Here is a 24,109-nt window from a genome sequence, read left to right as displayed (position 1 = left end):
AGAAGCCCCGCATCCTCGGCGACGCAGACCGGGCGGGTCACGTCACGGGCCGGCAGCTCCTGGCTGATCGGGGCGGTTCAGAACCTCGCTGCTCTCGTTCGGCCGCATGGTTCGGTTCCTCCTTCTCAGCGCAACTGCTCGGCCAGTCCGACGATGATGCCCTCCGGGCCGCGGACGTAGCAGAGCAGGTAGCTGTCCTCGAACCGGGCGATCTCACCGACGAGTTCGGCACCGTGAGGGCGCAGGCGGGCAACGGTGTCCTCGATGTCGTCGACGGCGAACATGACGCGGTGGGTGCCCAGAATGTTGTGCGGCCGGTTGCGCGGGCCGGCGCTGATCACCGCGGGGCTGCGGTACTTCGCCAGCTCGAGCCGGCTGTGACCGTCCGGGGTCCGGACCATCGCGATGTCACAGCGGACGCCGTCGAGTCCGGTGCACCGGTCGGCGAAGGGGCCCTCGACCTCCGCCCTGCCCTCCAGCTCCATACCGAGTTCCACGAAGAACGCGATGGCGGCGTCCATGTCCTCGACGACGATGCCGACGTTGTCCATCCGCTGAACAGCCATGCCGGTCTCCTTCTTCCTCGTCCGGCGGTGGTGGCCGCTGTCTGCCCAAGAACTGCCAAAGGCCGGTTTCGGATTTCTCCGAAACCGGCCCTGACCTGCGACTGTCTCCAGTCGGGACGACAGGATTTGAACCTGCGACCCCTTGACCCCCAGTCAAGTGCGCTACCAAGCTGCGCCACGTCCCGCTGCGAATCCCCCGGTGTCCCCGGGTGGCTGCGCAGGACAAACATTACCTCACTCGGTGGACCGGATCGACGCCCGTGCCTGCTGGGCGCGGGTCGCCAGGGATTCCGCACCACAGGCCGTGGCCAGCTTGTGCGCCCGCGCGAGCTCTCTCGGGGAGCGGGTCGCGATGCCGTGCTCGACGAGGGCGACCGCGAACTCGTAGCCGGAGGGGGATGCCTCCAGATGACGGACCGCCTCGCCGAGCAGGCGTTCGGCCTCCTCCGGAGGGGCGAAGAGCGAGACGCAGCGCAGTGCCTCACCGATCGCGGTCTCCGTTCCGAAGCGCTCGGCGCGCACCCGGGCCGAGTTGGCGATCCGGGCGGCGCGGGCCGGGTCCTCGTCGGCCAGCGCGCGTGCCAGGTCGCCGGCCCAGGGGCCCCAGATGCCGTTGAACCTGCCGCGCGGTTCGAGGGCCTGGCCGGCGGCTTCCAGCTCGGTGACGGCTTCCTTCATACGGCCTTCGGCGAGCAGCAGGCGGCCCCGGACGCACGGGGCGTCGGGGAGGACCATGGCGCTGGGGTAGGGCAGCCCGAAGTCGTACTGGTCGGCGATCTTGCGGGCCTCGGTGACACGGCCGCGGGCCAGCAGTGTGTCGATGAGCAGACAGGCGGCGTCCCAGTGGACGGGCAGTCCGCTGCCGACCCGGTCGGCGAGGCGCAGGCCCTCGCGCAGGAAGCCCTCCGCCTCCGCGAGGCGGCCGCGACGGCGGTTGACCAGGCCGAGGAGCGTATGGGCGAAGGCCAGGTGGGCGCCGCTCCAGCCGGAGATCTCGAAGGCGCGCACCGCTTCACCGAAGAGTTCCTCGGCGCGGTCGAGCCGGTCGGTGAAGGCGTAGGTGATGCCCAGCAGAGCGGGGAGTTCGAAGCCCCATTCCGTATCGGTCCAGCCGAGACCGCGGGCGGGACGGCCGTTGACCAGGGCGCGTTCGCAGAGGTCCACGATCAGCTGGGAGTTCTCGCCGCGCAGCATGGCGTCGAAGGCGCGCAGGGTGAGCAGGGCCCGCTCGGCGTTGTCCCGGCCGGTGAGGTGATCGGCGTTCGCGGCGAGCCTGCGGGAGCGGCCCGGACCGTCCTCCTCGGCCGCCTGCATGCCCTCCCAGAGGAAGTGAGCGGCCTGCAGTCGCATCAGACCGGGGCCCGGCGCGGTGCGCTCGGCCTCGGCCGCGAGGGCGAGCGCCGCCTCCTTCAGCTGATTGTTGTGGGACAGCGCTGCGGCGAGCCGGAAGGTGGCGTCGACCCGCAGGTCGTCGGCGAGACCGGGAAGGCCGAGCGCGGCCCGCAGATGCTGCACCGTGGTGGGCGGCGAGCTGAGCAGCGTGGCACAGCCCAGTTCGTAGAGCAGGGTGGCGCGCACGTCGTGGCGCGGCGGTTCCTGAAGGGCCCGTTCCAGACAGCGTCGGGCCGCCTCGGGAGCACCGACCGCGAGGTGCTGGTTGGCCGCCGCCCGGAGTTGCTCGACCAGCTCGTGGTCGTCGTCCGGATGGACTTCGAGCAGATGCCGGGAGGCCGCGGCGGGGCCGAGACCGGCCCGGGTGATCGCCCAGGCGGCCCTGCCGTGCATGGCGGTGCGGGTGGCCGGCGGAATCGAGCGGTACACGGCGGTGGCGATCAGCGGGTGCACGAACTCCAGCGGGTCGAAACCACTGACGATACGGGCCTCGCGCAGCCGGGCCGTGCAGTCCGCCGCCTCCGCGGGACTCATACCGGCCAGGGTGGCGGCGAGGTCCTGGGAGATGTCGGTGCCGAGCACGGCGGCGGCCCAGGCGAAGCGGTTGGCATTGGTGCCGAGCCGTTCGAGCCGGGCGACGAGTCCGCTGCCGCGGGCCGACGCACCGAGTTCGCGCAGCAGCCCGGCCGACTCCTCCAGCGGGCCCAGCTCGCGGTCCTGGACCTTGGCGACGAGTTCGACCGCCTCGTACGGGTTGCCGCCGGTGACGGCCCAGACCTCGCGGCAGAACGGGTCGTCGGCGTGTTCACCGAGGCCCGCGCGGACCAGTTCCGCGGTGGCGTCCGGGGTGAGGGCCCGCAGGGCGACCCGCACCTGTGCCGGATGGCCGCCCGCGGCGGTGCGCGCCGCTTCCCGGGCGGCGAGCTCCTCCGGGCGGTGCGCCTGGACGACCAGGACCCGCAGTTCACCGAGTCGGGCGGTGAACGAGGCCAGCCAGGCGAGGGATTCGCCGTCGGCCCAGTGCGCGTCGTCGATGAGGAGCAGCAGCGGGCGGTGGCTCAGCCGGGAGGCGAGCCGTGAGACGACCCAGTCGAGACCGTCGCGCACACCCTGCGGATCGGGCTGCGGGCCGGTCGGTTCGGCGAGTCCCAGGGCGGGTGCGGCGATCTCGTACCAGGAGCCGAACAGGGCACGTACGTCGTCGGTGGGGAGTTGTTCCAGTGCGGGCTGCAGCAGTTGGCGTACGACGTGGAACGGTACGGAGGTGACGGTCTCGCCGCCACGTGCGGACCAGACGGTGCACCGGTCTGCAGCCATGGCCTGGATCTCGGCCAGCAGTGCTGTCTTGCCGATGCCTGCTTCACCGCTGAAGATCAGTAACCCGCCGGATGCCTGCGCGCCGCAGAGTGCGTCGACGGCTTGCGCGGCGGCGGCCAGTTCCGGTTCGCGCTCGTACAGCGGCCGGGACGGTTTCATGCCTACCCTCCCCCAAAGTGGTACGGACAACTGTCGAGAATAGTCGTGCGCGGGTGCTCACCAACAGTGGTTCAAGGAGTTCACCGCAGGTGCGGGGCACAATCGAGGGGTGGACGAGACTCGTAGGGACCGCGACACCGAAGGCCGGGCGCACAACGCGCGCCCCCGTGACGGGCTGGGGCGCCCCTTGCCGTACGGCTCGCCGGGGGTGGAGCGGCAGCCCGAGGGTGTGGTCCGTGCCCCGGAGGAGACCGTCCGGGAGGCGCAGCGGCTGCTGGACGCCGGGATGCCGTTCCATGCCCATGAAGTCTTCGAGGACGCGTGGAAGTCGGGCCCTCCGGCGGAACGGGATTTGTGGCGCGGGCTGGCCCAGCTGGCCGTCGGGCTGACCCATGCCGCCCGGGGCAATGTGACGGGCGGGGCGCGGCTGCTGCGGCGGGGCGCGGCGGCGCTCGCGGAGTTCGCCGAGCACGGTGGTGCCGGGGCGTCCGGGGACGCGAGCCCGTCCGACGCCGTCCCGTCGGGAGTGTCCGGCGGCTCCCCGGCGCACGGGATCGGTGTCGGTGCGCTGGTCGGCTGGGCGCGGGAGCTGGCGGGGCGGGTGGAGGAGCCGGGCGCGGAGCCCGTCGACGCCGCTGCCGAGGCGCCGCGCCTGCGGGCCGGGCGCCGGTAGCCCGGACGGTGGCGGGCGGCGGACCCGCGTCCCTTTCCCTCCCGTTGACCGAGAGCGGTGAACAGGGCCGCGCGAAGCCATTACCATCCCGCGTCATGAGCACTTCTGACCAGGACCAGGCCGTGGACGCCCCGATACCCGCACCCGAAGCCGAGGAGCGACGGCTGACGCCGCGCCAGGCGAGACGGCTGCGCATCGTCCTGTCCTCCGTCGGTATGGCCGCGATGGCGGTCGTCCTGGGGCTGCGGATCGCGAGCCGGTCCTCCGTGCTGGTGGTCGGGGTGTACGGGCTGGCGCTGATCCTGTGCGGGATCGTGATCGAGCTGAGCAGGAACGGCCGGACCAGGCTGGGAAGTTGGCTGCTGGGCGTCGGACTGGTGGCGGCGATCGGTTCGGACTGGCTGCTGATTCCCTGACGCGACCGGCGCCGGCCCCGCGCGGTCAGCGCACGGAGATCAGTACGGTGTCGCCGTGCGGATCCGCCCGGTCCAGCCAGTCGGCGGACAGCTGGAGGGGGAGGCCGGGCCGGACGGGCAGCAGCAGCCGTTGCCGGTGCAGCAGGCGCCCGTTCTGACGGACCACGAGCAGCGGGGCGGTCAGCCGCCGCTCGGTGCGCAGGACGAAGCGGTTGTTCAGTGGCCGGTCGGCGTCGGGGGCGATGAGGTTGGGCGCGATCCACGTCAGCGGGGCCTCGACCGTGAGCGCCGTACGGCCGGCGGGCCAGGACCCGGTGGCGAGGTGGCGCAGTACGGGGGCGGCGACGGCGCGTCCCTCGGCGGCCGCGGTGCCCGCGCTCTCCACGGCGTGCAGGAGATTGCCGATGGCGAAGACGCCCTGCTCGCCGGTGCGGTACGAGGCGTCGTGGGCGGGGCCGCGGGTGCCGGGGTCCAGGGCGACCCCGCCTCGCCGGGCAAGTTCGTGTTCGGGGATCCAGTCACCCGTGAAGACCACGGTGTCGCAGCGCAGCGTCGCGGTCCGGCCGTCGTTATGGCGCACCGTGACGCCGGTGAGCCGCCCGCGCCCGGTCAGGCCGGTCACTGTGGTGCGGCTGAGCACCGGGGCGCCGGGGCCCCGGCGCAGCACGGCGAGGGGTTCGGGCGGATCGCCGGTGACCAGGGCGGCCACCTCGGCTCCGGCGGCGCGCAGGGTGTCGGCCGCCGCGTGGGCGACGGGTTCGGCGCCGACGACCACCGCCCGCGTACCGATGTGCTGGTGGTGGAGGTGGACGGCCTGCTGGAGTTCCCCGGTGGTGTAGACGCCGGCTGGGCGGGTGCCGGGGACGAGCCGGGCGCTGCGGGGGCGTTCCCGGGCGCCGGTGGCGAGGAGGACGGCGCGGGCGGTGATCCGTTCGAGTCCGCCCGGTCCGGTGGCGTCGAGGGTGCGCGGTCCGGCCCAGCCCGTGACGGTGATGCCGAGGCGCAGGGTGGCGCCGGCCCGTTCGGCGGCGGCTGTGCACCGCAGCGCGTACTCGGGCCCGCTCGTGCCGCCGGTGCCGCGGCGCCCGCCGAAGCCACCGTGGTGGCAGTGGCGCGGGATGCCGCCGGCGCTCTGCTCGCGCTCCAGGACCTCCACCCGCGCCCCGGAGGCGGCGAGTCCGGCCGCCGCGCCGAGTCCGGCGGGGCCCGCGCCGACGACCAGCACGTCGACCGTACGCTCGCGGCGGGTCATGTCCGCGTCCCCTCGATCAGCGCGCGGAGCCCGGCCCCGCAGTGGAAGCCCTGGCAGCGCCCGTTGCCGGCCCGCGTCCTGCGCGCCAGTCCTTCGGCCGAGCGCGGCGGCAGCACGGAGTCCAGTGCGTCGCGGATCTCGCCCGCGGTGACGCGTTCGCAGTGGCAGACCACGGTGCCGTAGGCGGGGTCCCCGGCGATGAGCCCGGCGTTCAGGTAGGGGCGGTCGCTCGTCTCGCCGAGGCCCGGCATGGTGACGGGCGGCAGTTCGGCCGGGTCGCCCAGGTCGGGTCCGGTCCGAGCGAGAAGGGCGGTCACGTGTGCGGCGATGGCCATGGAGGCGGTCAGCCCGGTGGACCGGATGCCGCCCACGGCGATGTAGCGCCGGTCCGGGTACTCCTTGATGCGGTAGTCCTCGTGTCCGGTGGCCGCCCGCAGCCCCGCGTAGACGGCGGTGACCTCCTCGTCGATCAGCCGCGGCAGGATCCTGCGGCCCTTCTCCCGCAGCAGCGCGATCGCGTCCTCGGTCGACTCGGTGGCGGCCTTGTCGTCGAGGTCCTCGGCGGTCGGGCCGAGCAGCACGTTGCCGAAGACGGTGGGCGCCACCAGGACGCCCTTGCCCGCCGCGGTGGGCACGGGGAGCAGGATGTGGCGGACGAGATCGCGGGCGAGTTTGTCGTACACGACGAGCTGTCCCCGGCGGGGTGTGACGGTGAAGGCGTCGTGCCCGAGGAGCCGGTCGATCTCGTCGGCGTGCAGTCCGGCGGCGTTGATCAGCCGGCGGGTGTGAAGGGGGCCGCGGGTGGTGGTCAGCGTGTGGATGCCGGTGCCGGGGTCGATGCCCGTGACGCGGCAGTCCAGGTGCAGATGGACGCCGGCCAGGACTGCCTGGGTGGCGAAGGCGAGCGGGGTGGTCCAGGGACAGATGACGGACTCGTCGGGAATCTCCAGTGCGCCGAGGGCGCCCGGTCCCAGGTGCGGTTCGAGCTCGGCGAGGCGGTCCGCGTCCAGGAGCCGTGCCGCGTGGTAGCCGTTGGCCTCGGCCTTCGCCAACAGGGCGGGAAGCGCGTCGAGTTGGTCGATGTCCCAGGCCACGAGGAGGGCGCCGACACGCTCGACGGGGATGCCCGTCTCGGCGGCGTACCCGGCGAGTCTGCGCTGTCCCTCGCGTACCAGCCGGGCCTCCAGCGAACCGGGCACGGCGTCGAACCCGGTGTGCAGGATCGCGGTGTTGGCCTTGGACGTGCCGTTGCCGATGTCGCCCGAGGCCTCGACGAGGGCGGTGCGGACGCGGTAGCGGGCCAGTTCGCGGGCGATCGCGGTGCCGACGACTCCGGCGCCGATGACCGTGACGTCGTAGGGCGGGCCGCCGGGCAGCGGCTGCCCGGCCGTCGTGACGGTGCGGGTCACCGGCCGGTCCCGGCAGTGGTCACGACCGCTCCAGGAGGGTGCCGACGGCCGCGCGGAATCCGGCGAGGCGCTCGGCCGCCTCGTCGGGGCCGATCCTCGGCTCGTACACCGCGGCCGGTTCCCAGTGGGGCACGGCCTGCCGGAGCGTGAGACCCGGGTCGAGGCCGAGCCGGGCCACGGCGCCCACGCCGAGCGCGGTGACGTCGGGCAGCGCGGACACCTCGACGGGCCGTTGCAGCAGGTCGGCCTGGGTCTGCATGAGCAGCGCGGAGCGGGTCAGCCCGCCGTCGACGCGCAGCACGCCGGGCCGGGCTCCCAGATCGGCCGCCACCGCTTCGGCCAGCTCGACGACCTGTGCGGCGATGCCCTCGCACAGGGCCCGGACCAGATGGCCCGCGGTGGTGTCCAGGCTCAGCCCGGTCACCGAACCGCGCAGGTCGCCGCGCCACCAGGGGGCGGCGAGGCCGGCGAGCGCCGGTACGAAGGTGACGCCCCCGGAGTCGGGGACGGAGCCGCCGACCGGGTCGAGGTCGGCGGCTCCGGAGATCACCTTGAGGTCGGTGAGCCAGCGCACCGCGGAGGCCGCCGTGTAGACCTGTCCGTCCAGGCAGTAGCTGGTCCGTCCGCCGAGCCGCCAGGCCACGCAGCTGACGAGTCCGGTGGAGCTGCGGCGCGGCGCCGGGCCCGTCTGGGCCAGCAGGAACGCACCCGTGCCGTAGGTGCACTTGGCGGTGCCCGGCTCCAGCGCGCTCTGTGCCAGCAGGGCGGCCTGCTGGTCGACGAGGAGGCCGGTCAGCGGGAGCTCGCCCCCGAACGCGGTCGTCGTTCCGAACACTCCGGCGGCGTCGACCACCGACGGCAGGCGTTCGCCGCCCAGGCCGAAGATGTCCAGGGCGGCGGGTGACCAGCCGACCCGGTCGAGATCGAGCAGCTGGGTGCGCCCGGCCGTCGCCGCGTCCGTGACGAACGCACCGGTGAGCCGGTGGACCAGCCAGGAGTCGCTGGTGGTGACGACTCCCTCGCGGGTCAGTTCGCGGCGGATCCAGGCCATTTTCGGGGCGGCGAAATAGGGGTCGACGGGCAGTCCCGTGAGTTGTTTCAACTCTTCTTCGTGTACGGCGAGTTCGGCACACAACCCGGCGGACCGCCGGTCCTGCCAGACGATTGCGTCGGTGAGCGGTCTTCCGGTGTCCGGATCCCAGGCGAGCACGGTCTCGCCCTGATTGGCGAGACCGACGGCGGCCACCGGTTCGCCCGCCTGGGCCAGGGCCCGCCTCCCGGCGTCGACGACCGACCCGTACAGCTCGGCGGGGTCGGCCTCGACCACCCCGCCGGGAGCGAACCGGGGGCGTACCGGAGCCGAACCGGAACCGATCACGCCGCGCTCCGGGCAGATCACCAGCGCCTTGGTGCCGGATGTCCCCTGGTCCACAGCGAGTACCGGACCTGTCATCGGCTCCCCAGTGATACGCAAGCTCGGGCACTTGAACGGAATGGTGATCTTCGGTTGCGGAAACCCAGAGTGGTGCAGCCCAGCGGCTACGTCAAGCACCCGTAAAGCCTATCTCCGGAACCCTCCTTCAACGCTCAACCTCCCGTTTGCTCAAGCGACTTGAATAAGATCCACGAATCATTCGGGGGTTCGACGCAACGGGCTCTACACTCACCGCCGAGCAACAACCGGACGCTTTACAGCAGTTCATATTTCAACAGCTACTTCACCCCCCACGTCCTTGAGGATCGATGAGACCGACACCATGCCCAGAGGGCATCCATGGCCAACAGTGATTTCCGGCCGGTTTATCATCCGGCCGGCCACGACAACGAACTCCGATCCGCGTTACAGGACCTACGGACAGGCCGCTGGCTCTCCATGCGCAATCTGCTGGAGAGCACCCCGGACTGGGCCCGGTGGACCCAGCGCACCCAGGTGCTCGGAGCGGTCGCCGCGGGTTCGGACGCGGTACAGGCCTGGCTGACCGAGGAGCCCCGGAGCGTCGCGGCCGCCGTGATGCACGCCCGGGTCGTCGTGGAGCGGGCCGTCCGCGCCCACCGCGAGGGGCACCGCCGGGCGCAGGAACTGTGGCAGCAGGCTTGGGAGGCGTGCCGCTCGGCCGCCCACGCCTCGCCCACGGACCCGGTGCCCTGGGTGTGCCTGCTGGCCCTCTCCCAGCTGGACGAACGCCAGCGGCTGGAGGAGCACCGGCTGCATCCGCCGGGGCCCATGCTCTTCCCGGGGCCGTGGGGTCTGCTGGCGGAGGCCGACAAGCGCGATCCGTTCAACCGCGAGGCATACCACCGGATGCTGCAGTTCGTCTATGCGCGCAAGGCCGGTGGCGCCCTCTCCGAAGCGGTCAACTTCGTTCAGTGGGCGGCCTCATCGGCACCCGAAGGGTCCGCCCTGCACGTGCTTCCGCTGTACGTGCGGGTCGAGCGCTACCGCCGCGAACGCGGCCATGAGAAGGCTCTGGACCTGCACTGGGTCACCGAGGACGCAGAGCGCGACGCCGTCCGCGCTCTGAACATCTGGTTCCTTCGCACGTCCGCGCCCAGCCACACCCTGCTCGACCTCAACCATCTGGCGCACGCGCTGTGGGGCGCGCTCCAGTTCGCCGACGCGGCCCCGGTGTTCAAGGAGCTCGGCCCCTATTTCACCTCGCTGCCCTGGGCGTACCGCACCCGTACGCCCAAGGAACCCGGTGGCGCCGAGGAAGTGTTCCTGCGCGCCCGCAGCCGCGCCCTGGCCGCGGCCCGCGACCCCGGCAGGGGACCGCACGGCTGAGCCGGAACCCGCACCGCCCTCTCCTCGCGCCGCCCGTCCTGTCCTTGTCTCTGTCCCCAGCAAGAACACCGCTCACGGAGGTCCCCCATGTCCATATCCACCTCGACCCACACGGGTTCCGAGGCCAACGCGCCGAGGGACGAGGAGCAGCGGCTTCGCGAGCTCGGCTACCAGCCGGTGCTCGCGCGGCGGATGGGCGGTTTCGGCAACTTCGCCATCAGTTTCTCCGTCATCTCGATCCTCTCCGGCTGCATGACCCTGTACGGATTCGGCATGTCGACCGGCGGGCCCGCGGTGATGCTGTGGGGCTGGGCCGGCGTCGGCCTGTTCGTGCTGTGCGTGGGCATGGCGCTCGCCGAGGTCACCAGCGCGTACCCGACGTCCGGGGCGCTCTACTACATGGCGGACCGGCTCGGCGGCCGCAAGTGGGGCTGGTACACCGGCTGGCTGAATCTGCTCGGGCTGCTCGGTGCGATCGCCGGTATTGACTACGGCGCCGCGCTGTTCACCGGTGCCCTGATGAATCTGCAGTGGGGATTCACCCCCACCCCGGGCAAGACCATGGTCATCTTCCTCTGCATCCTGCTGCTGCACGCCGTGTTGAACCTCTTCGGTGTCCGGCTCGTCAGCGTGCTGAACTCGGTCAGCGTGTGGTGGCACCTGGCCGGCGTCGCGGTGATCGTCTCCGTGCTGGCCATCGTCCCCGCGCACCACCAGTCGCCGTCGTTCGTCTTCACCGAGTTCGTCAATGACACCGGCTGGGAGAACCCGCTCTACGTGGCCGCGATCGGTCTGCTGCTGGCCCAGTACACGTTCTGCGGCTACGACGCCTCCGCCCACCTGTCGGAGGAGACCTCGGACGCCTCGGTCTCGGCGCCCCGTGGCATCGTCCGTGCCATCTGGGTCTCCTGGGTGGCCGGCTTCGTACTGCTCGCCGGGCTGACGTTCGCGATCCAGGACTACGCGGGCACCCAGGACAGCGCCACCGGAGTGCCGCCGGCCCAGATCCTGATCGACGCTCTGGGCACCTCGGGCGCCACGGCCATGCTGCTCATCGTGATCGCGGCGCAGCTGTTCTGCGGCAACGCCGAGGTCGCCGCCGCCAGCCGGATGGTGTTCGCCTTCAGCCGGGACAACGCGCTGCCGGGCTCCGCGCTGTGGCGCAAGGTGAGCGCCCGTACGCAGACGCCGGTCAACGCGGTGTGGCTGTCGGTCGTCGTCGCCGGACTGCTCGCCGTTCCGTCGCTGTACTCCGCGACCGCGTACGGTGCGGTGACCGCGATCAACGTCATCGGCATCACGCCCGCCTACGCGATCCCGATCTTCCTGAAGCTGCGTGCCGGTGACCGTTTCGAGCGCGGGCCGTGGCACCTGGGCCGCTGGTCGAAGCCGGTCGGCTGGATCGCCGTGGTGTGGGTCTCCATCGTGACCGTGCTGTTCCTGCTGCCGCAGTCGTCGCCGGTGACGATCGACTCGATGAACTACGCGTCGATCGCGCTGGTCGCCGTGCTGGTGCTGGCCACCGTGTGGTGGTTCGTCGCGCGGAGTTCGTACAGCACGCCGTCGGCGTACGGCAACGCCCGTGAGCAGGCGGAGATCGAGGAAGGCATCATCTGATCCGCTGGCCGCCGCCGGCCGCCGGCCCTTCCGGATCACCGCGATCCGGGAGGGCCGCCCTCAGTTCAGCAGCAGTTGGAGGCCGCCCAGCACGGTCGCCCCGATGACGAGGCGCTCGAAGAGCGTCTGGTTGATGCGGTCCACGCACTTGCGGCCGATCCAGGCGCCGGGGAGCACGAACAGCAGCATGCAGGCGTCGAGCAGCAGCGACCGCGCGTCGATCAGCCCGAGGCCCACACTGAACGGCACCTTGGACGTGTTGACGATCAGGAAGAACCACGCCGAGGTGCCGAGGAAGCCGAGCTTGCGGAACCCGGCGGAGAGCAGATAAAGCGACATGACGGGGCCGCCCGCGTTGGCGACCATGGTGGTGAAGCCGCCGAGCACCCCGTACGAGCGGGCCTTGAGCCGTTCGGCCGCGGCCGGCGGGCCCGCGTCCGCCGACGGCTCCGCGCTCCCGGCCGCGGTGCGACGCCGCCAGAGTGTGACGCCCGCCATGAAGAGGAGGATCGCGCCGATCGAGGTCCGTACGGCGGCGTCGCCGGCCCACAGCATGAACAGGGTGCCCGCCACCACGCCGACGGCGACGGCGGGAAAGAGCCGCAGCAGCGTCGGCCAGTGCGCGTGGCGGCGGTAGGTGAGTACGGCGAGCACATCACCGGCGATGAGGATCGGGAGCAGCACTCCGGTGGACTCGCGGGCGGGGAGCACCGCCGCGAAGACCGCGAGGCTGATCGTATTGGCACCGCTGACGGCCGTCTTGGAGAAGCCGACGAGCGCGGATGCCGCGGCCAGTGCCGCCAGTTGCCAGAGAGTGAGAGTGTCCATGCCAGGAACAGATCGTAATCTGCCATGATTTCCCGCCTTCACCCAGCCGGAGAACCCGTATGGCTATGCTGCGCTCCAAGCGCTCACACGAAGCGTTCAAACGCACAACGCGCAGCGGTACGGCGAGGGGACCAGCAGCATGCGGGAGCCGGTTGGACTCAGGCGTCAGCGGATCATGGCGGTGGTGGAGTCGCGGGGCGCGGTCAAGGTCAGTGTGCTCGCCGCCGAACTGGACGTCTCGGTGGTCACGGTGCGGCGCGACGTCGAGGAGCTGACCCGGGCCGGGCGGCTGCGGCGGGGTCACGGCGTGGCCAGGCCGCTGCGGGAGCCGGCCGGAACCGCCGCCGTGCCGGCCGCGCGGGGAGGTGAGCCGGCCGGTGAGGGCGGCGCGGTCGCCCTGGTCGTGCCGGAGCGGCATTCGTACCTGTACGAGACGCTGCACGGCGCCCGGAGCGTGCTGGAGGAGGCCGGGATCCGTATCGCGCTGCACATCGCACCGCAGTCGGCAGGTGCCGAGCGGCCGCTGGTGGAGCGGGCCCTGGCGGACGGGGCGCGCGGGCTGCTGATCGCCCCGCGATGGCGCAACGCGCTCTCCGAGGAACTGGACTACGGCTGGCTGGCCGACGTGGCGGTGCCGACCGTGCTGATGGAGCGGCGGCCCCGGCCGGGCAGCGCCCTGCACGCCCTGGACTCCGTCTGCTCGGACCACTGGTACGGGACGCACCTCGCCGTGGAGCACCTGGTGGCGCTGGGCCACCGCCGGATCGTGCTGGCCGCCCGTGACGACAGCCCGACGGCGCGCACCGTACGTGCCGCGTTCGCCGGGATCGCGGCCGGCCGGCCCGAGGTGGAGGACTGGACGGTGGTGCTGAGTTCGCCGGACGCGGTGCCGGGACCAGGACCGGGCCCGGACGAGTCGGGGCCGGCGCCCGCCCCGCCCCTGAGCAGTGCCCACGCGCCGGATCTCGACCTCGCCGCGCTGCTGCGCGAGCGCGGCGCCACGGCCGCGGTGCTGCATGGCGATGTCGATGCGCTGATGCTGGTGCAACGCCTGGCCGAGCGCGGTGTGCAGGTGCCCCGGGACTGCTCGGTGGTGGCGTACGACGATGTGGTCGCGGCACTGGGCAGCACCCCGCTGACCGCGGTGGCGCCGCCGAAGGCGGAGATCGGCAGGGCGGCCGCCGAACTGCTGCTCCACCGGCTCTCCGGAGCGGCCGGGGCGTCCGGCCCGGTGCGCCGGACGCAACTGCTGCCCGAGTTGAAGGTACGTGGATCGGCGCGGGCGATCACCCTCACCACAGACTGATCGTTTGACCGCTTCGATTTTCTTCTGAGCGATCTATTGACCGCCTCCGATCAGCCGATCAGGATTCCCCGTGTCTTCATTCAGGAGCCGCGGGAGGCACCCATGCCCGGTCGACACAGCCGTCGATCCGTGCTCGCCACGATCGCCGCACTTCCGCTGACGGGCGCACTGAGCGCCTGCGGCGGCGGGACATCGGGATCGGGGAGCACGAGCAGGACCAGCACCGTCAGCAACAAGGGCCGCAACGCCACGCACATCACCTTCTGGTCCGCCCTGCGCGGGAGCCAGGAAGTGGTGGACGCGTTCAACCGGACGCACAGCACCGTCCAGGTCGACTTCCAGCAGATCCCCACCGGGGGCCAGGGCGGATACGCGAAACTCAGCAACGCCTCCCGGGCCGACAACGCACCCGACGTCGCGACGATCGAGTACCCCCAGATCCCCGGCTTCGCCATCGACGGGGTCACCCTGGAACTCACAGACCTGATGAGCGACGGTCTGCGGGCCGAACTGCTGCCGCAGGCCCTGGGGCTGACCACCTTCGAGAAGCGCGTCTTCAGCATTCCGCTCGACGTCGAACCGATGGTGATGCACTACCGCACCGACCTCTTCGACGAGTACGGCATCGAAGTCCCGTGCACCTGGGACGAGTTCGAGGAAACGGCCCGTACCGTGCGCGGCAAGGCGCCAGGCCGGCGGCTGGCGGCCTTCGCCACGGACGGCGCGCCCCAGTTCGCCGGTTTCGCCTGGCAGGCCGGTGGCCAGTGGTTCGACACCGGCGACGGCGCCTGGAACGTCTCGCTCACCGACGAGCCGAGCCGCCGCGTGGCGGCGTACTGGCAGCGGCTGATCGACCAGGACCTGGTCTTCATGACGCCCGTGGACAGCAGGCAGTACGACGCCCAGGTCAGCAACGGCCAGGTGCTGGTCCGGCTCAGCGGCGCCTGGGACGCCGGGGCGCAGATGAACGCCCGGCCCGGCCAGAAGGGCAAGTGGGCCATCGCGCCGCTCCCCCAGTGGGACCCGGCCGGTACCGCGCTCGGCACCCACGGCGGATCCACCTTCGCGGTCACCAGGAGCAGCAGGCACCCGGAGGCCGCGCTGGAGTTCATCGAGTGGCAGGTCTCGCACCCCGACGCGTTGCGCGCCAGGCTCTCCAGCGGGGCCAGCAGTCAGTACCCGGCCGCTCCCGGCCTCGTCGCCGTCGGCCGCAAGGCCTTCGACCGCAGCTACTACAGCGGCCAGGACATCTACACCCTGTTCGAGCAGGAGGCGCACAAGATCCGGGACGGCTGGACCTGGGGGCCCCGGATGACCGCCACGCTGAAGGTCATGCAGGACGGCTTCGCCCGGGTCAGCGGCGGCCAGGGCTCGTTGCTCGAATCCGTGCGCGCGGCCCAGCAGGGCACCATGCCCGACCTCAGGGCGCTGGGCCTGTCCACCACCGAGCACAGCAGCTGAGCCGCAGTGCGTCCCCGTTCCCAGCAGCAGAGAGGCAGGTGACACCGATGACCAGCCCGCTCACGACGCCGGCTTCCGCCCCCGTGGACGCGACCGGTTCCGCCGCGTCGCCGAAACCCACCACACCCCCGGGCACCCCCCGCAAGTCCGCCAGGCGCCGCGAACTCGGCGCGGCCGGCGCCCTGATGACGCCCTTCTTCATCCTCCTGGTGACGGTCTTCCTGATCCCGGTCGCCACCGCCGTCCGGCTCAGCTTCTTCAGTGACGACCAGCCGGGGCTCGGCTTCGGCCCGGAGCGCACCGTCTTCGTCGGACTGCGCAGCTACACCGCCGTACTGACCGACCCGACCTTCCTCAGCGGTCTGGGCACCGTCGTCCTGTACTGCCTGATCTACATACCGCTGATGGTGATCGGCGCGCTAGCGCTGGCGCTGTTGCTGGACTCCGGAGTGGTGCGGCTGCGCTCCTGGGCCCAGCTCGCGCTCTTCCTGCCGCACGCCGTGCCCGGCATCATCGCCGCCGTCATCTGGCTCTACCTCTACACACCGGGGCTGAGCCCGGTGATCGACCTGCTCGGCAAGGCGGACATCACGATCAACTTCCTCGGGGTGCACACAGTGGTGCCCTCGATCGTGAACATCGCGCTGTGGAGCAACCTCGGCTACAACATGGTGGTCTTCTACGCGGCTCTGCAGGCCGTGCCGCGCGAGGTCATCGAGGCATCCGTCGTCGACGGCGCCGGACCGGTCCGCACCGCCCTCCAGATCAAGACGCCCCTGGTGCGTTCCTCGGTCGTGATGGTCGCGATGTTCACCCTGATCTTCGCGCTGCAGCTGTTCACCGAACCGATGCTGCTGAGCCAGGCGACGCCGATGATCAGCTCGCGCTTCTCGCCCAGCATGTACATCTACGACGCCGCGTTCACCCGTAACAACTACGGACTGGCCGCCGCCGCCTCCGTCGTCCTGCTGGTCTGCACGATCGCGCTCTCCTACGGCGTGACCCGCTGGACCAACCGTGCCAACGCCCCCGAGGAGGACGCCCGATGAGCGCGACGAGTCCCGCCCGCACCGCCGCCACCCTGCGGCCCCGCCTCCTGGGCCGCTCCGTCGTCAACCTGGTCGTCGGCGTCTCCGTGCTGTACACACTGCTGCCGGTGCTGTGGCTGGTGCTCGCCGCGTCGAAGGACCGGGACGCGCTGTTCGGCAGCAATGTGCTCTCGCTCGACCACTTCTCCTTCGCGCAGAACCTCAAGGACCTGTTCGCGATGGACGGCGGGCTGTACACGCGGTGGTACGGCAACAGCCTGCTGTACGCGGTCCTCGGCGCGGCGCTCGGGGCGCTGATCAGCATCGCCTGCGGGTACGCCTTCGACAAGTACCGCTTCGCGCACAAGGAGAAGCTGTTCGGCCTGGTCCTCGCGGCGGTGATGGTGCCGCAGACCGTACTGGCACTGCCGCTCTATCTGATGGCGTCCGGCACCGGTCTGGTGAACACCTTCTGGTCGGTGTTCATCCCGGTGCTCTTCAACCCCTTCGGCGTGTACCTCGGCCGGATATTCAGCCAGGGCTACGTACCGAACGAGGTGCTCGAAGCGGCCCGGGTGGACGGAGCCGGCGAACTGACCACGTACTTCCGGGTCGCGCTGCGGATGCTCGGGCCGGGTCTGGTCACCGTGTTCCTCTTCCAGCTCACGGCCATCTGGAACAACTTCTTCCTGCCCATGGTGATGCTCTCCGACCAGCATCTGTATCCGGTCAGCCTCGGTCTGTACACCTGGAACAGCTCCGCCACCGTCTCGCCCGAGTACTACCCCGTGGTGATCATGGGTTCGCTGCTCGCGGTCCTGCCGCTGATCCTCGCCTTCGCGCTGCTCCAGCGCTTCTGGAAGTCAGGGCTCACCGCGGGCGCCGTCAAGTAGCCGGACCACCCGCACCCCCGTCCCCGTACCAGGAGAAAGATGCCCAGCACCACCCCCACCACCCCTGTTGCGCGGCGCCGGCCGCGCGCCGCCGTCGCGATGAAGCCGGATGCCGCGGCCGCCCTGCTGGACGCCCCGTCGCTGGACGCGCTCTCGGCGGTGTGCGACCTCGCGCCGCTGCCCGTGCTCGACGACTTCACCACCGACCGGGCCCGCACCGTGCTCGCGGACGCGGAGCTGCTGGTCACCGGCTGGGGCTGCCCGCCCCTGGACGGAGCGGCACTGGCCGCCGCGCCCCGGCTGCGCGCCGTCGTGCACACGGCCGGAAGCATCCGCGGGCACATCACCGAGGCCTGCTGGGAGCGCGGCATCGAGGTGTCGTCGGCCGCCACCGCCAACGCCCTGCCGGTCGCCGAGTACACCGTCGCGATGATCCTGCTCTCCGGAAAACGGGCCCTGGAACGGGCCCGCGACTACCGGGCCGAACGCCACCGCGGCAACTGGCTGGCCACCTCCCCGGAGGTGGGCAACTACGGCCGGACCGTGGGCATCCTGTCCGCCTCGCTCATCGGCCGGCGGGTCATCGAACTGCTGCGCCCCTACGACCTGCGGGTGCTGCTGCACGACCCGTACGTCTGCGACGCGGAGGCGGAGTCGCTCGGTGTCCGGCCGGTGGGGCTCGGTGAACTGTTCGCGCGGAGCGACGTGGTGAGCGTCCACACCCCCCTGCTGCCCGCCACCCACGGACTCGTCAGCCGTGAGCTGCTGATGTCCATGCGCCCGGACGGCGTGCTCCTCAACACCTCGCGCGGCGCCGTCGTCGACCAGGACGCGCTGACCGACGTCCTGCAGCGCAACCGCATCCGGGCGGTCCTCGACGTCACCGACCCCGACACGCTGCCGGCCGGCCACCCCCTGTGGGAGTGCGAGAACGCCTTGATCACCCCGCATCTCGCGGGCTCCCAGGGCAACGAGTGGCGGCGGCTCGTCGACCTGGCCGTGGGCGAGAGCGAACGCTGGGCCGCGGGCGACGGATTCGCCCATCCCGTACGACGCGAAAGGCTGGCATTCCTCGCATGAACCGACCGCACCCGAACTCCCCCCTGGAGCTCCCCGCCGACGACCGGTCGACGAGCCCGGTCACCGGCTGCACCCGCGCGCACTGGGAGGCGGCGGCGGACGGACTCCTGAAGGCCGCCTGGCAGTGGGCCACCCCCGGCAGCGCACTGCTCGACCTGCCGGGACGCCCCTCCGCGTCCGGGGTCCGCTCCGACGGCCTGGAGGGCTACGCGCGCACCTTCCTCGCCGCCGCGTTCCGGGTCGCCGGCGCGGACGGCAAGGACCCGCACGGCTGGCTCGACCGGTACGCGGACGGGCTCGCGGCCGGTACCCGTACGCCGGGCCGGGACGACGCCGAGTCCTGGCCGCTGATCCGCGACCACTCCGTGTTCGGCCAGCCCATGGTGGAGTCCGCCTCGGTCGCCATCGGGCTGCGGCTCACCCGGCCGTGGCTCTGGGACCGGCTGGACCCGGCGGTGCAGGACCGTGCCGAGGAGTGGCTGCGCGGCGCCCTGCGGCACACCCCCGCACCGAACAACTGGTACCTGTTCCCCTACTCGGTGGCCGGTTTCCTGGAGTCGGTGGGGCGCGGCGACGCGGAGACGGCCCGTGCCAGGGAGCGGGCACTCGATCTGCTGGAGGGCTGGTATCGCGGCCAGGGCTGGTACGCGGACGGCGACGGCCGGGCCTTCGACCACTACAACGGCTGGGCGCTGCACCTCTACCCGGTGCTGGACGCCCATCTGTCGGGTGACCCGGAGCTGTCCGCGCACTACGGGGCGCGGCTGCGCGAGCATCTGGAGAGCCTCTCGCTGCTGTTCGGCGGGGACGGTGCGCCGATCCACTTCGGCCGTTCGCTGTCCTACCGGTTCGCGGCCGGTTCGGCGGTCGGGCTCGGCGCGCTGACCGGGCACACCCCGCTGGCGCCGGGCGCGTCCCGGCGGGTGATCAGCGGGGCGCTGCGCTACTTCCTGGACCGCGGCGCGACCGGCACCGACGGACTGCTGAGCCTGGGCTGGCACGGGCCGCACGACGCGACGCTCCAGCCCTACTCGGGCCCGGCCTCCCCCTACTGGGCGTCCAAGGCCTTCGTCTCGCTGCTCGCCCCGGCGGACCACCCGCTGTGGACGGCCACCGAGGAGCCCGCCCCGAGCGAGGGGCCCGACCGGGTCCTCGCGCTGCCCGCGCCGGGACTGCTCGTCCAGTCCACCCGGGCGGACGGGATCGTGCGGCTGCACAACCACGGCAGCGACCATGTCCGGCCGCACGAGGGCGAGTCGGCGGTGCAGGACGATCCGCTGTACAGCCGTCAGTCGTACTCGACGGTCACCGGCCCGACCGCGCGGGGGAACGCCGCCGACAACCATTTCGCCGTCGTCGTCGGCGGGGCCCGCAGCGGCCGCCGTGCCATCCGTCCGCTCGGCGCGGGCGGCGGCGACGGCTGGGGCTGGGCCGCCTCCTGGCACCGGCCGGTGTTCACCGGCGGTGCGCCGATGGTGCCGGGGCTGCGGGTGGAGAGCGTGACCGTGGTCCGCGGCCGGTACGAACTGCGGGTGCACCGGGTGCTGGGCGCTCCGTCCGGCGCCCGGGTGGAGCAGACGGGCTGGGCGACCGGTCCCGGGTCCGCGGTCTCGTCGGCCCTGCTCGGTCTGCACGGCTGGGAGTCACGGGACGAGGTGCGGGCCCCGCAGGGCACGGCGTACACGCCCTGGGCGGTGCTGCCCCGGCTGGGCGCGGACGCGGAGGGCACGGTGGTGCTGGTCGCGCTCGCCTCGCTCACCGCGGAGCCCGGCGCGGCCGCGCTCGACGCGGTGGTGAGCGGGGTGAGCGTCGACGGGGACACGGTCGAGGTGTGCTGGGCCGAGGACGCGGCGACGACCCGTATCGGATTCGGGCCGGTGACGGTGACGGTCGAGCACGGCTGAGGCCGGACCGGGGCGGGGGGACGCGGCGGCGCACCCCCGCCTCCTCATACGTCCGTGCGGATGACGACCGCCAGGGTGCGGGGGCCGTGTACGCCCTCCACCCGTTCCAGCTCGATGTCCGAGGTGGCCGACGGTCCGCTGATCAGCGTCGTCGGCCGCTCGGGCACCAGCCGGGCCACCGCCTCCGGGACGCCCACCTGCACGGTCGACAGATCGACGACGCAGACATGGAGGTCGGGCACCAGGGACAGCGCGCGGCGCCCCTGGTCGGGCGATCCGTCCAGGAAGATCGTGCCGGTCTCGGCGCAGCTGACGGCCGAGGCCGTGACGACACCGTCGAGGGCGTCGAGCCGCGGCGCCGGGATATCGGCGGAGTCCTGCTGGACCTCGCCGTCGTGGGCGGTCAGCCACCGCGGGTCGAGCCCGGCGGGCACCCCGATCCGGCGGGCGCCCCGCTCCCGGAGCACCTCGGCGACGACCTCGGCGGTCCGGTCGGCGGTGCAGGGGTGGACCTGGGCCTTGTAGTCGACGAGCCGGTCGGTGAACAGGGCCAGGCGCTCCGCGTCGGGCAGGGTCCGGCCGGTGCGGTAGGCACGCGGGACCGGGGTGTCGGTGGCGGGCGCGAGGGCCAGGGCGTCCCGGACGCGGCCGAGCACCGTTTCGCGGGCGGTCGTCACTTCTCCTCCTCCTGCTGGTGGTTACGCGTGTGTTCATCGGCGGCCGCCCGCATCGCCGCCGTGCCCTCGGCCGAGGCCAGCCAGGAGCGGAAGGTCTGCTTGGGCGGGGCCGGGGTGTCCCGGCTGTCGCTCCACCCGTTGAACGGCGGCGGCAGGTGGGAGATCTTCCTGTCCCGCCCGGCGATGACGCGGCCGAGCCCCGACGCCTTCTGCGCGGCGGTGAAGAGCTTCGGCTTGCTCATCACCCCGGCCGCCGCCTTCATGGCGAGCTTCTCGGCCGTGGTGCCGGACTGCTCGGTGTGCTGGTGGCGCAGCTCGACCAGCAGCGACGGGATGTCGATCTTGACCGGGCAGGCGTCGAAACAGGCCCCGCAGAGGCTGGAGGCGTACGGCAGCGAGCTGTTGGGGTCGTCCTTGGCGGCGTGCATACCGGCGAGCTGCGGAGTGAGGACGGCGCCGATCGGCCCGGGGTAGGTCGATCCATAGGCGTGGCCGCCGGCGCGTTCGTACACCGGGCACACGTTGAGACAGGCCGAGCAGCGGATGCAGTTGAGCGCCTCGCGGCCGATCCGGTCCGCGAGAGCGGCGGTGCGCCCGTTGTCGAGGAGCACCAGATGGAAGGTCTGCGGCCCGTCGCCGGGGGTGACCCCGGTCCACATCGAGGTGTACGGGTTCATCCGCTCGCCGGTGGAGGAGCGCGGCAGCAGTTGCAGGAAGACCTCCAGGTCCTGATAGCGCGGCAGCACCTTCTCGATGCCCATCACGGTGATCAGGGTGTCGGGCAGGGTCAGGCACATCCGCCCGTTGCCCTCCGACTCGACGACGGACAGGGTGCCGGTCTCGGCGATACCGAAGTTGGCTCCGGAGACGGCCACCTTCGTCGTCATGAACTTCTCGCGCAGATAGGCGCGGGCCGCGGCGGCGAGATGCGCGGGCACGTTGTCCAGGGACGGGTCGACGCCCGGGATCTCCTTGAGGAAGATCTCCCGGATCTCGTCCCGGTTGCGGTGGATCGCGGGCACCAGGATGTGCGAGGGCTTGTCGTGGGCGAGCTGCACGATGAGCTCGGCGAGGTCCGTCTCGTACGGGGTGATGCCGATGGATTCGAGGTGCTCGTTGAGACCGATCTCCTGGGTGGCCATCGACTTGACCTTGATGACCTCCTCGCTCCCGGTCTCCTTGACCAGCCGCGCGACGATCTCGTTGGCCTCGGCGCCGTCCCGTGCCCAGTGGACGGTGCCGCCGCGTTCGGTGACCTTGCGCTCCAGCTCCTCAAGGAGTTCGGGGAGCCGGTTCATGGTGTCGGTCTTGATAGCCGATCCCGCGTCGCGCAGCTCCTCCCAGTCGGGTAGTTCGCCGGTGACGTTGAGGCGTTTGGCGCGGATGGTGTGGGTGGCGCGGCCGAGGTTGCGGCGCAGCTGTTCGTTGCCCAGGTCGTCGTGGGCCGCCGCGGGGAACGTGCGGTCGCCGCGGAGATTGCCCGTCCCGTACGGGGAGCGGGGCGGTGTCGCGGGCATGCCGAGAAAGGTGCTGCTCATCGGGCGGCCTCCATCGGGAGATGCGGCGAGGTGCGGGTGGCGGAGAGGATCTGCGCCAGGTGCAGGGTGCGGGTGCCGGAGCTGATCCGGGAGAGTCCGCCGCCGATGTGCATCAGACAGGACGAGTCGCCGGCCGTGCACACGCCGGCCCCGGTGGTGGCGATGTTGCGCATCTTGTCCTGGAGCATCGCGGTCGACGTGTCGGCGTTCTTCAGGGCGAAGGTGCCGCCGAATCCGCAGCAGGCGTCGGCCTCCGGCAGCTCGACCAGATCGATCGAGTCGACGGCCCGCAGCAGCCGCAGCGGCTTGTCACCGACCCTGAGCATGCGCAGGGAGTGACAGGTGGGGTGGTACGTGACCCGGTGCGGGAAGTACGCGCCGACGTCGGTGGCGTCCAGCACGTCGACGAGGAACTCCGACAGCTCGTACGTCTTCGCCTTGACGGTGGCGACACCCGAGCGCAGCGCCGCGTCACCGTACCGTTCGGCGATGATCTCGTGCTGATGGCGGACCGAGCCGGCACACGATCCGGACGGCATGACGACGGCCTCGATGGAGGCGTCACCGAACTGCTCGGCGAAATTACGGACGAGCGGGACGGGTTCGCGCTGGTAGCCGGTGTTGACGTGCATCTGGCCGCAGCAGGTCTGCCCCGGCGGGAACACCACGTCGTGCCCCAGGCGGGCCAGCAGCACCGCGGTGGATTTCACCGCCTCGGGGAAGAGCGTGTCTCCCAGACAGGTGGCGAAGAGTCCGATGCGCATGGGTCTCCCCGATCGTTTCTCGGCGTGATGTGCGGTGCGTGGCGCTGAGTGCGTGGCGTTTGTCGCGTGACGCGGTGCATGACGTACCGCTTGCTTTATGGTCCGACCATACTATCCTCAAGCCGGAACGGATAAGAGGTCAACCCGCGCGGACGGCTGGTCTCCGCTCGCGCCGGCCCACGCAGAAGCCGCCGCGGCGCCCCCAGGGGGCATCGCGACGGCTCGGGTCAGGGGTCAGGGAGTGACGGCTCGGGTCAGGGGCCAGGGAGTCAGGGGTCAGTCGGCGGGCTTCTCGTCGACCAGCGTGCCGTGCAGCCCGCGGATGTGCGCCTCGACGACATCGGCCGCCCGCGCCCCCTCGCCCGCGCGCACCAGGCGCAGCAGCTCGATGTGGTCGGCGTTGAGCGCGGCGGCCGTGGCCGGCCAGTCCTCCGCCGCCTCCAGGGCACGCAGGATCAGCGGCCGGACCGACTCCCGCACCGCGGAGGTGAGCGTGGAGGTCAGCTCGTTGCCGGAGCCGCGGGCGATCCTGACGTGGAACCGGGTGTCCAGGTCGTTGAACTCCGGCACGTCGACATCCGGCTCCCCCATCCGCACGACCAGCGCCTCGGCCTCGTCCAGATCGGCCGCGGAGGCGTGCCGCGCGGCGGCCTCGAAGCTGGACCGCTCCAGGACCACGCGCGCCTCCAACACGTCCTCCAGGCTGTAGCTGCCCAGGGCGAAGTGGAGCCTGAGCAGCCGGCCGAGGGCGCCTTCGGGGTTACGGACGATCCGCGCCCCGGCGTCCGGACCCCGGCCCGGCTGGGCCACCAGGACACCGATGGTCTCCAGCACCCGCAGCGCCTCTCGCAGCGCGGACCGGCTCACGCCGAGGACCGGGGCGAGCTCCCGCTCGGGCGGCAGCCGGTCGCCGGCCTTGAGCTCGCCGGCGAACACCCGCTGCTCGATGCTCTGGAGCACCAGCTCATGCGTGCGCGCCTGCCGTACGGGCTGCCATTCGACGGGCATCCGTCACCCCCTGCCGCGGCCGGAGCCGTTCACCGGGCC

General features: G+C 71.9%; 20 protein-coding genes and 1 tRNA gene. 10 read left to right on the top strand and 11 right to left on the bottom strand.

The features are described from left to right. Nucleotides 1–125: 125 nt before the first annotated feature. From AB0I52_RS22680 to AB0I52_RS22670, 3 genes are all read right to left on the bottom strand, one after another. Nucleotides 126–566, bottom strand: coding sequence for a VOC family protein (locus AB0I52_RS22680; protein WP_363075263.1), 441 nt, complete (start codon nt 564–566; stop codon nt 126–128). A 111-nt stretch (nt 567–677) separates the two neighbouring features. Continuing rightward, nucleotides 678–751 (bottom strand) — tRNA-Pro (locus tag AB0I52_RS22675). Between the two features lie 49 nt (nt 752–800). After that, nucleotides 801–3,434 carry an AAA family ATPase gene (locus AB0I52_RS22670; protein WP_363075262.1) on the bottom strand — a complete coding sequence of 878 codons (2,634 nt, stop codon included), beginning with the start codon at nt 3,432–3,434 and terminating at the stop codon, nt 801–803. A gap of 109 nt (nt 3,435–3,543) precedes the next feature. Between AB0I52_RS22670 and AB0I52_RS22665 the strand changes: the two genes are divergently transcribed. Beyond that, nucleotides 3,544–4,107 (top strand): DUF309 domain-containing protein, encoded by a 564-nt coding sequence (locus tag AB0I52_RS22665; RefSeq protein WP_363075260.1) that lies wholly within the window; start codon nt 3,544–3,546, stop codon nt 4,105–4,107. A gap of 95 nt (nt 4,108–4,202) precedes the next feature. Next, a complete protein-coding gene (locus AB0I52_RS22660; RefSeq protein ID WP_363075258.1) occupies nt 4,203–4,523 on the top strand; it encodes a hypothetical protein in 321 nt (106 codons plus the stop codon). 25 nt (nt 4,524–4,548) lie between these two features. Here the strand turns inward: AB0I52_RS22660 and AB0I52_RS22655 are convergent, their stop codons facing one another. Genes AB0I52_RS22655 through AB0I52_RS22645 form a run of 3 tightly spaced genes read right to left on the bottom strand, consistent with a single transcriptional unit; the run spans nt 4,549 to nt 8,637 of the window. Beyond that, nucleotides 4,549–5,775: an FAD-dependent oxidoreductase gene (locus AB0I52_RS22655; protein WP_363075256.1), complete on the bottom strand. Its 1,227-nt coding sequence runs from the start codon at nt 5,773–5,775 to the stop codon at nt 4,549–4,551. Then, a complete protein-coding gene (locus tag AB0I52_RS22650; protein WP_363075254.1) occupies nt 5,772–7,184 on the bottom strand; it encodes an NAD(P)/FAD-dependent oxidoreductase in 1,413 nt (470 codons plus the stop codon). Before AB0I52_RS22650 ends, AB0I52_RS22655 begins: the two co-directional genes overlap by 4 nt. 19 nt (nt 7,185–7,203) lie before the next feature. Next, nucleotides 7,204–8,637 (bottom strand): FGGY family carbohydrate kinase, encoded by a 1,434-nt coding sequence (locus tag AB0I52_RS22645; protein WP_363075252.1) that lies wholly within the window; start codon nt 8,635–8,637, stop codon nt 7,204–7,206. A gap of 321 nt (nt 8,638–8,958) precedes the next feature. On the opposite strand from AB0I52_RS22645, the gene AB0I52_RS22640 reads away from it, so the two are divergent. Both AB0I52_RS22640 and AB0I52_RS22635 read left to right on the top strand, forming a co-directional pair. Further along, a complete protein-coding gene (locus AB0I52_RS22640) occupies nt 8,959–9,966 on the top strand; it encodes a hypothetical protein (protein WP_363075250.1) in 1,008 nt (335 codons plus the stop codon). A gap of 87 nt (nt 9,967–10,053) precedes the next feature. Continuing rightward, nucleotides 10,054–11,583 (top strand): amino acid permease, encoded by a 1,530-nt coding sequence (locus AB0I52_RS22635; RefSeq protein ID WP_363075248.1) that lies wholly within the window; start codon nt 10,054–10,056, stop codon nt 11,581–11,583. Nucleotides 11,584–11,643: 60 nt separating this feature from the next. Here AB0I52_RS22635 and AB0I52_RS22630 read toward each other — a convergent pair whose 3' ends face one another. Next, complete coding sequence (locus AB0I52_RS22630) at nt 11,644–12,411, bottom strand: sulfite exporter TauE/SafE family protein (RefSeq protein ID WP_363075246.1); 768 nt, start codon at nt 12,409–12,411, stop codon at nt 11,644–11,646. Nucleotides 12,412–12,550: 139 nt separating this feature from the next. On the opposite strand from AB0I52_RS22630, the gene AB0I52_RS22625 reads away from it, so the two are divergent. From AB0I52_RS22625 to AB0I52_RS22600, 6 genes are all read left to right on the top strand, one after another. Continuing rightward, a complete protein-coding gene (locus AB0I52_RS22625; protein ID WP_363075244.1) occupies nt 12,551–13,717 on the top strand; it encodes a substrate-binding domain-containing protein in 1,167 nt (388 codons plus the stop codon). 102 nt (nt 13,718–13,819) lie between these two features. Then, nucleotides 13,820–15,178, top strand: coding sequence for a sugar ABC transporter substrate-binding protein (locus AB0I52_RS22620; protein ID WP_363075242.1), 1,359 nt, complete (start codon nt 13,820–13,822; stop codon nt 15,176–15,178). A gap of 47 nt (nt 15,179–15,225) precedes the next feature. Continuing rightward, on the top strand, nt 15,226–16,227 hold the full coding sequence (locus AB0I52_RS22615; RefSeq protein ID WP_363075240.1) for a sugar ABC transporter permease: 1,002 nt from the start codon (nt 15,226–15,228) through the stop codon (nt 16,225–16,227). Next, nucleotides 16,224–17,099: a carbohydrate ABC transporter permease gene (locus AB0I52_RS22610; protein WP_363075238.1), complete on the top strand. Its 876-nt coding sequence runs from the start codon at nt 16,224–16,226 to the stop codon at nt 17,097–17,099. Before AB0I52_RS22615 ends, AB0I52_RS22610 begins: the two co-directional genes overlap by 4 nt. A 39-nt stretch (nt 17,100–17,138) precedes the next feature. Continuing rightward, nucleotides 17,139–18,179 carry a hydroxyacid dehydrogenase gene (locus AB0I52_RS22605; RefSeq protein WP_363075236.1) on the top strand — a complete coding sequence of 347 codons (1,041 nt, stop codon included), beginning with the start codon at nt 17,139–17,141 and terminating at the stop codon, nt 18,177–18,179. Then, entirely contained in the window at nt 18,176–20,083 is a 1,908-nt protein-coding gene (locus AB0I52_RS22600; RefSeq protein ID WP_363075234.1) for a DUF2264 domain-containing protein, read from the top strand. Before AB0I52_RS22605 ends, AB0I52_RS22600 begins: the two co-directional genes overlap by 4 nt. A gap of 44 nt (nt 20,084–20,127) precedes the next feature. Here the strand turns inward: AB0I52_RS22600 and AB0I52_RS22595 are convergent, their stop codons facing one another. The 4 genes from AB0I52_RS22595 to AB0I52_RS22580 form a co-directional block, all read right to left on the bottom strand. Next, nucleotides 20,128–20,760 carry an LUD domain-containing protein gene (locus AB0I52_RS22595; RefSeq protein WP_363075232.1) on the bottom strand — a complete coding sequence of 211 codons (633 nt, stop codon included), beginning with the start codon at nt 20,758–20,760 and terminating at the stop codon, nt 20,128–20,130. Continuing rightward, the gene (locus AB0I52_RS22590) at nt 20,757–22,298 is read right to left on the bottom strand and encodes a LutB/LldF family L-lactate oxidation iron-sulfur protein (RefSeq protein ID WP_363075230.1); all 1,542 of its coding nucleotides are present in this window, start codon (nt 22,296–22,298) and stop codon (nt 20,757–20,759) included. The genes AB0I52_RS22595 and AB0I52_RS22590 overlap by 4 nt, the downstream gene beginning before the upstream one ends. Continuing rightward, nucleotides 22,295–23,062 carry a (Fe-S)-binding protein gene (locus AB0I52_RS22585; RefSeq protein WP_363075228.1) on the bottom strand — a complete coding sequence of 256 codons (768 nt, stop codon included), beginning with the start codon at nt 23,060–23,062 and terminating at the stop codon, nt 22,295–22,297. Before AB0I52_RS22585 ends, AB0I52_RS22590 begins: the two co-directional genes overlap by 4 nt. A gap of 276 nt (nt 23,063–23,338) precedes the next feature. Further along, entirely contained in the window at nt 23,339–24,070 is a 732-nt protein-coding gene (locus AB0I52_RS22580) for an FCD domain-containing protein (protein WP_363075226.1), read from the bottom strand. Nucleotides 24,071–24,109 lie beyond the last annotated feature (39 nt).

Origin of the sequence: Streptomyces sp. NPDC050423 (genome assembly GCF_040655445.1) — a bacterium.
Lineage (GTDB): Bacteria > Actinomycetota > Actinomycetes > Streptomycetales > Streptomycetaceae > Streptomyces.
This window is presented reverse-complemented; position numbering and strand designations above follow the sequence as displayed.

Excerpts from the sequence above, each read along its gene's own strand:
- AB0I52_RS22680 (WP_363075263.1), bottom strand. The coding sequence starts at position 566 with ATGGCTGTTCAGCGGATGGACAACGTCGGCATCGTCGTCGAGGACATG.
- AB0I52_RS22670 (WP_363075262.1), bottom strand. The coding sequence starts at position 3,434 with ATGAAACCGTCCCGGCCGCTGTACGAGCGCGAACCGGAACTGGCCGCC.
- AB0I52_RS22660 (WP_363075258.1), top strand. The coding sequence starts at position 4,203 with ATGAGCACTTCTGACCAGGACCAGGCCGTGGACGCCCCGATACCCGCA.
- AB0I52_RS22655 (WP_363075256.1), bottom strand. The coding sequence starts at position 5,775 with ATGACCCGCCGCGAGCGTACGGTCGACGTGCTGGTCGTCGGCGCGGGC.
- AB0I52_RS22645 (WP_363075252.1), bottom strand. The coding sequence starts at position 8,637 with ATGACAGGTCCGGTACTCGCTGTGGACCAGGGGACATCCGGCACCAAG.
- AB0I52_RS22640 (WP_363075250.1), top strand. The coding sequence starts at position 8,959 with ATGGCCAACAGTGATTTCCGGCCGGTTTATCATCCGGCCGGCCACGAC.
- AB0I52_RS22635 (WP_363075248.1), top strand. The coding sequence starts at position 10,054 with ATGTCCATATCCACCTCGACCCACACGGGTTCCGAGGCCAACGCGCCG.
- AB0I52_RS22630 (WP_363075246.1), bottom strand. The coding sequence starts at position 12,411 with ATGGACACTCTCACTCTCTGGCAACTGGCGGCACTGGCCGCGGCATCC.
- AB0I52_RS22625 (WP_363075244.1), top strand. The coding sequence starts at position 12,551 with ATGCGGGAGCCGGTTGGACTCAGGCGTCAGCGGATCATGGCGGTGGTG.
- AB0I52_RS22620 (WP_363075242.1), top strand. The coding sequence starts at position 13,820 with ATGCCCGGTCGACACAGCCGTCGATCCGTGCTCGCCACGATCGCCGCA.
- AB0I52_RS22615 (WP_363075240.1), top strand. The coding sequence starts at position 15,226 with ATGACCAGCCCGCTCACGACGCCGGCTTCCGCCCCCGTGGACGCGACC.
- AB0I52_RS22610 (WP_363075238.1), top strand. The coding sequence starts at position 16,224 with ATGAGCGCGACGAGTCCCGCCCGCACCGCCGCCACCCTGCGGCCCCGC.
- AB0I52_RS22605 (WP_363075236.1), top strand. The coding sequence starts at position 17,139 with ATGCCCAGCACCACCCCCACCACCCCTGTTGCGCGGCGCCGGCCGCGC.
- AB0I52_RS22600 (WP_363075234.1), top strand. The coding sequence starts at position 18,176 with ATGAACCGACCGCACCCGAACTCCCCCCTGGAGCTCCCCGCCGACGAC.
- AB0I52_RS22590 (WP_363075230.1), bottom strand. The coding sequence starts at position 22,298 with ATGAGCAGCACCTTTCTCGGCATGCCCGCGACACCGCCCCGCTCCCCG.
- AB0I52_RS22585 (WP_363075228.1), bottom strand. The coding sequence starts at position 23,062 with ATGCGCATCGGACTCTTCGCCACCTGTCTGGGAGACACGCTCTTCCCC.
- AB0I52_RS22580 (WP_363075226.1), bottom strand. The coding sequence starts at position 24,070 with ATGCCCGTCGAATGGCAGCCCGTACGGCAGGCGCGCACGCATGAGCTG.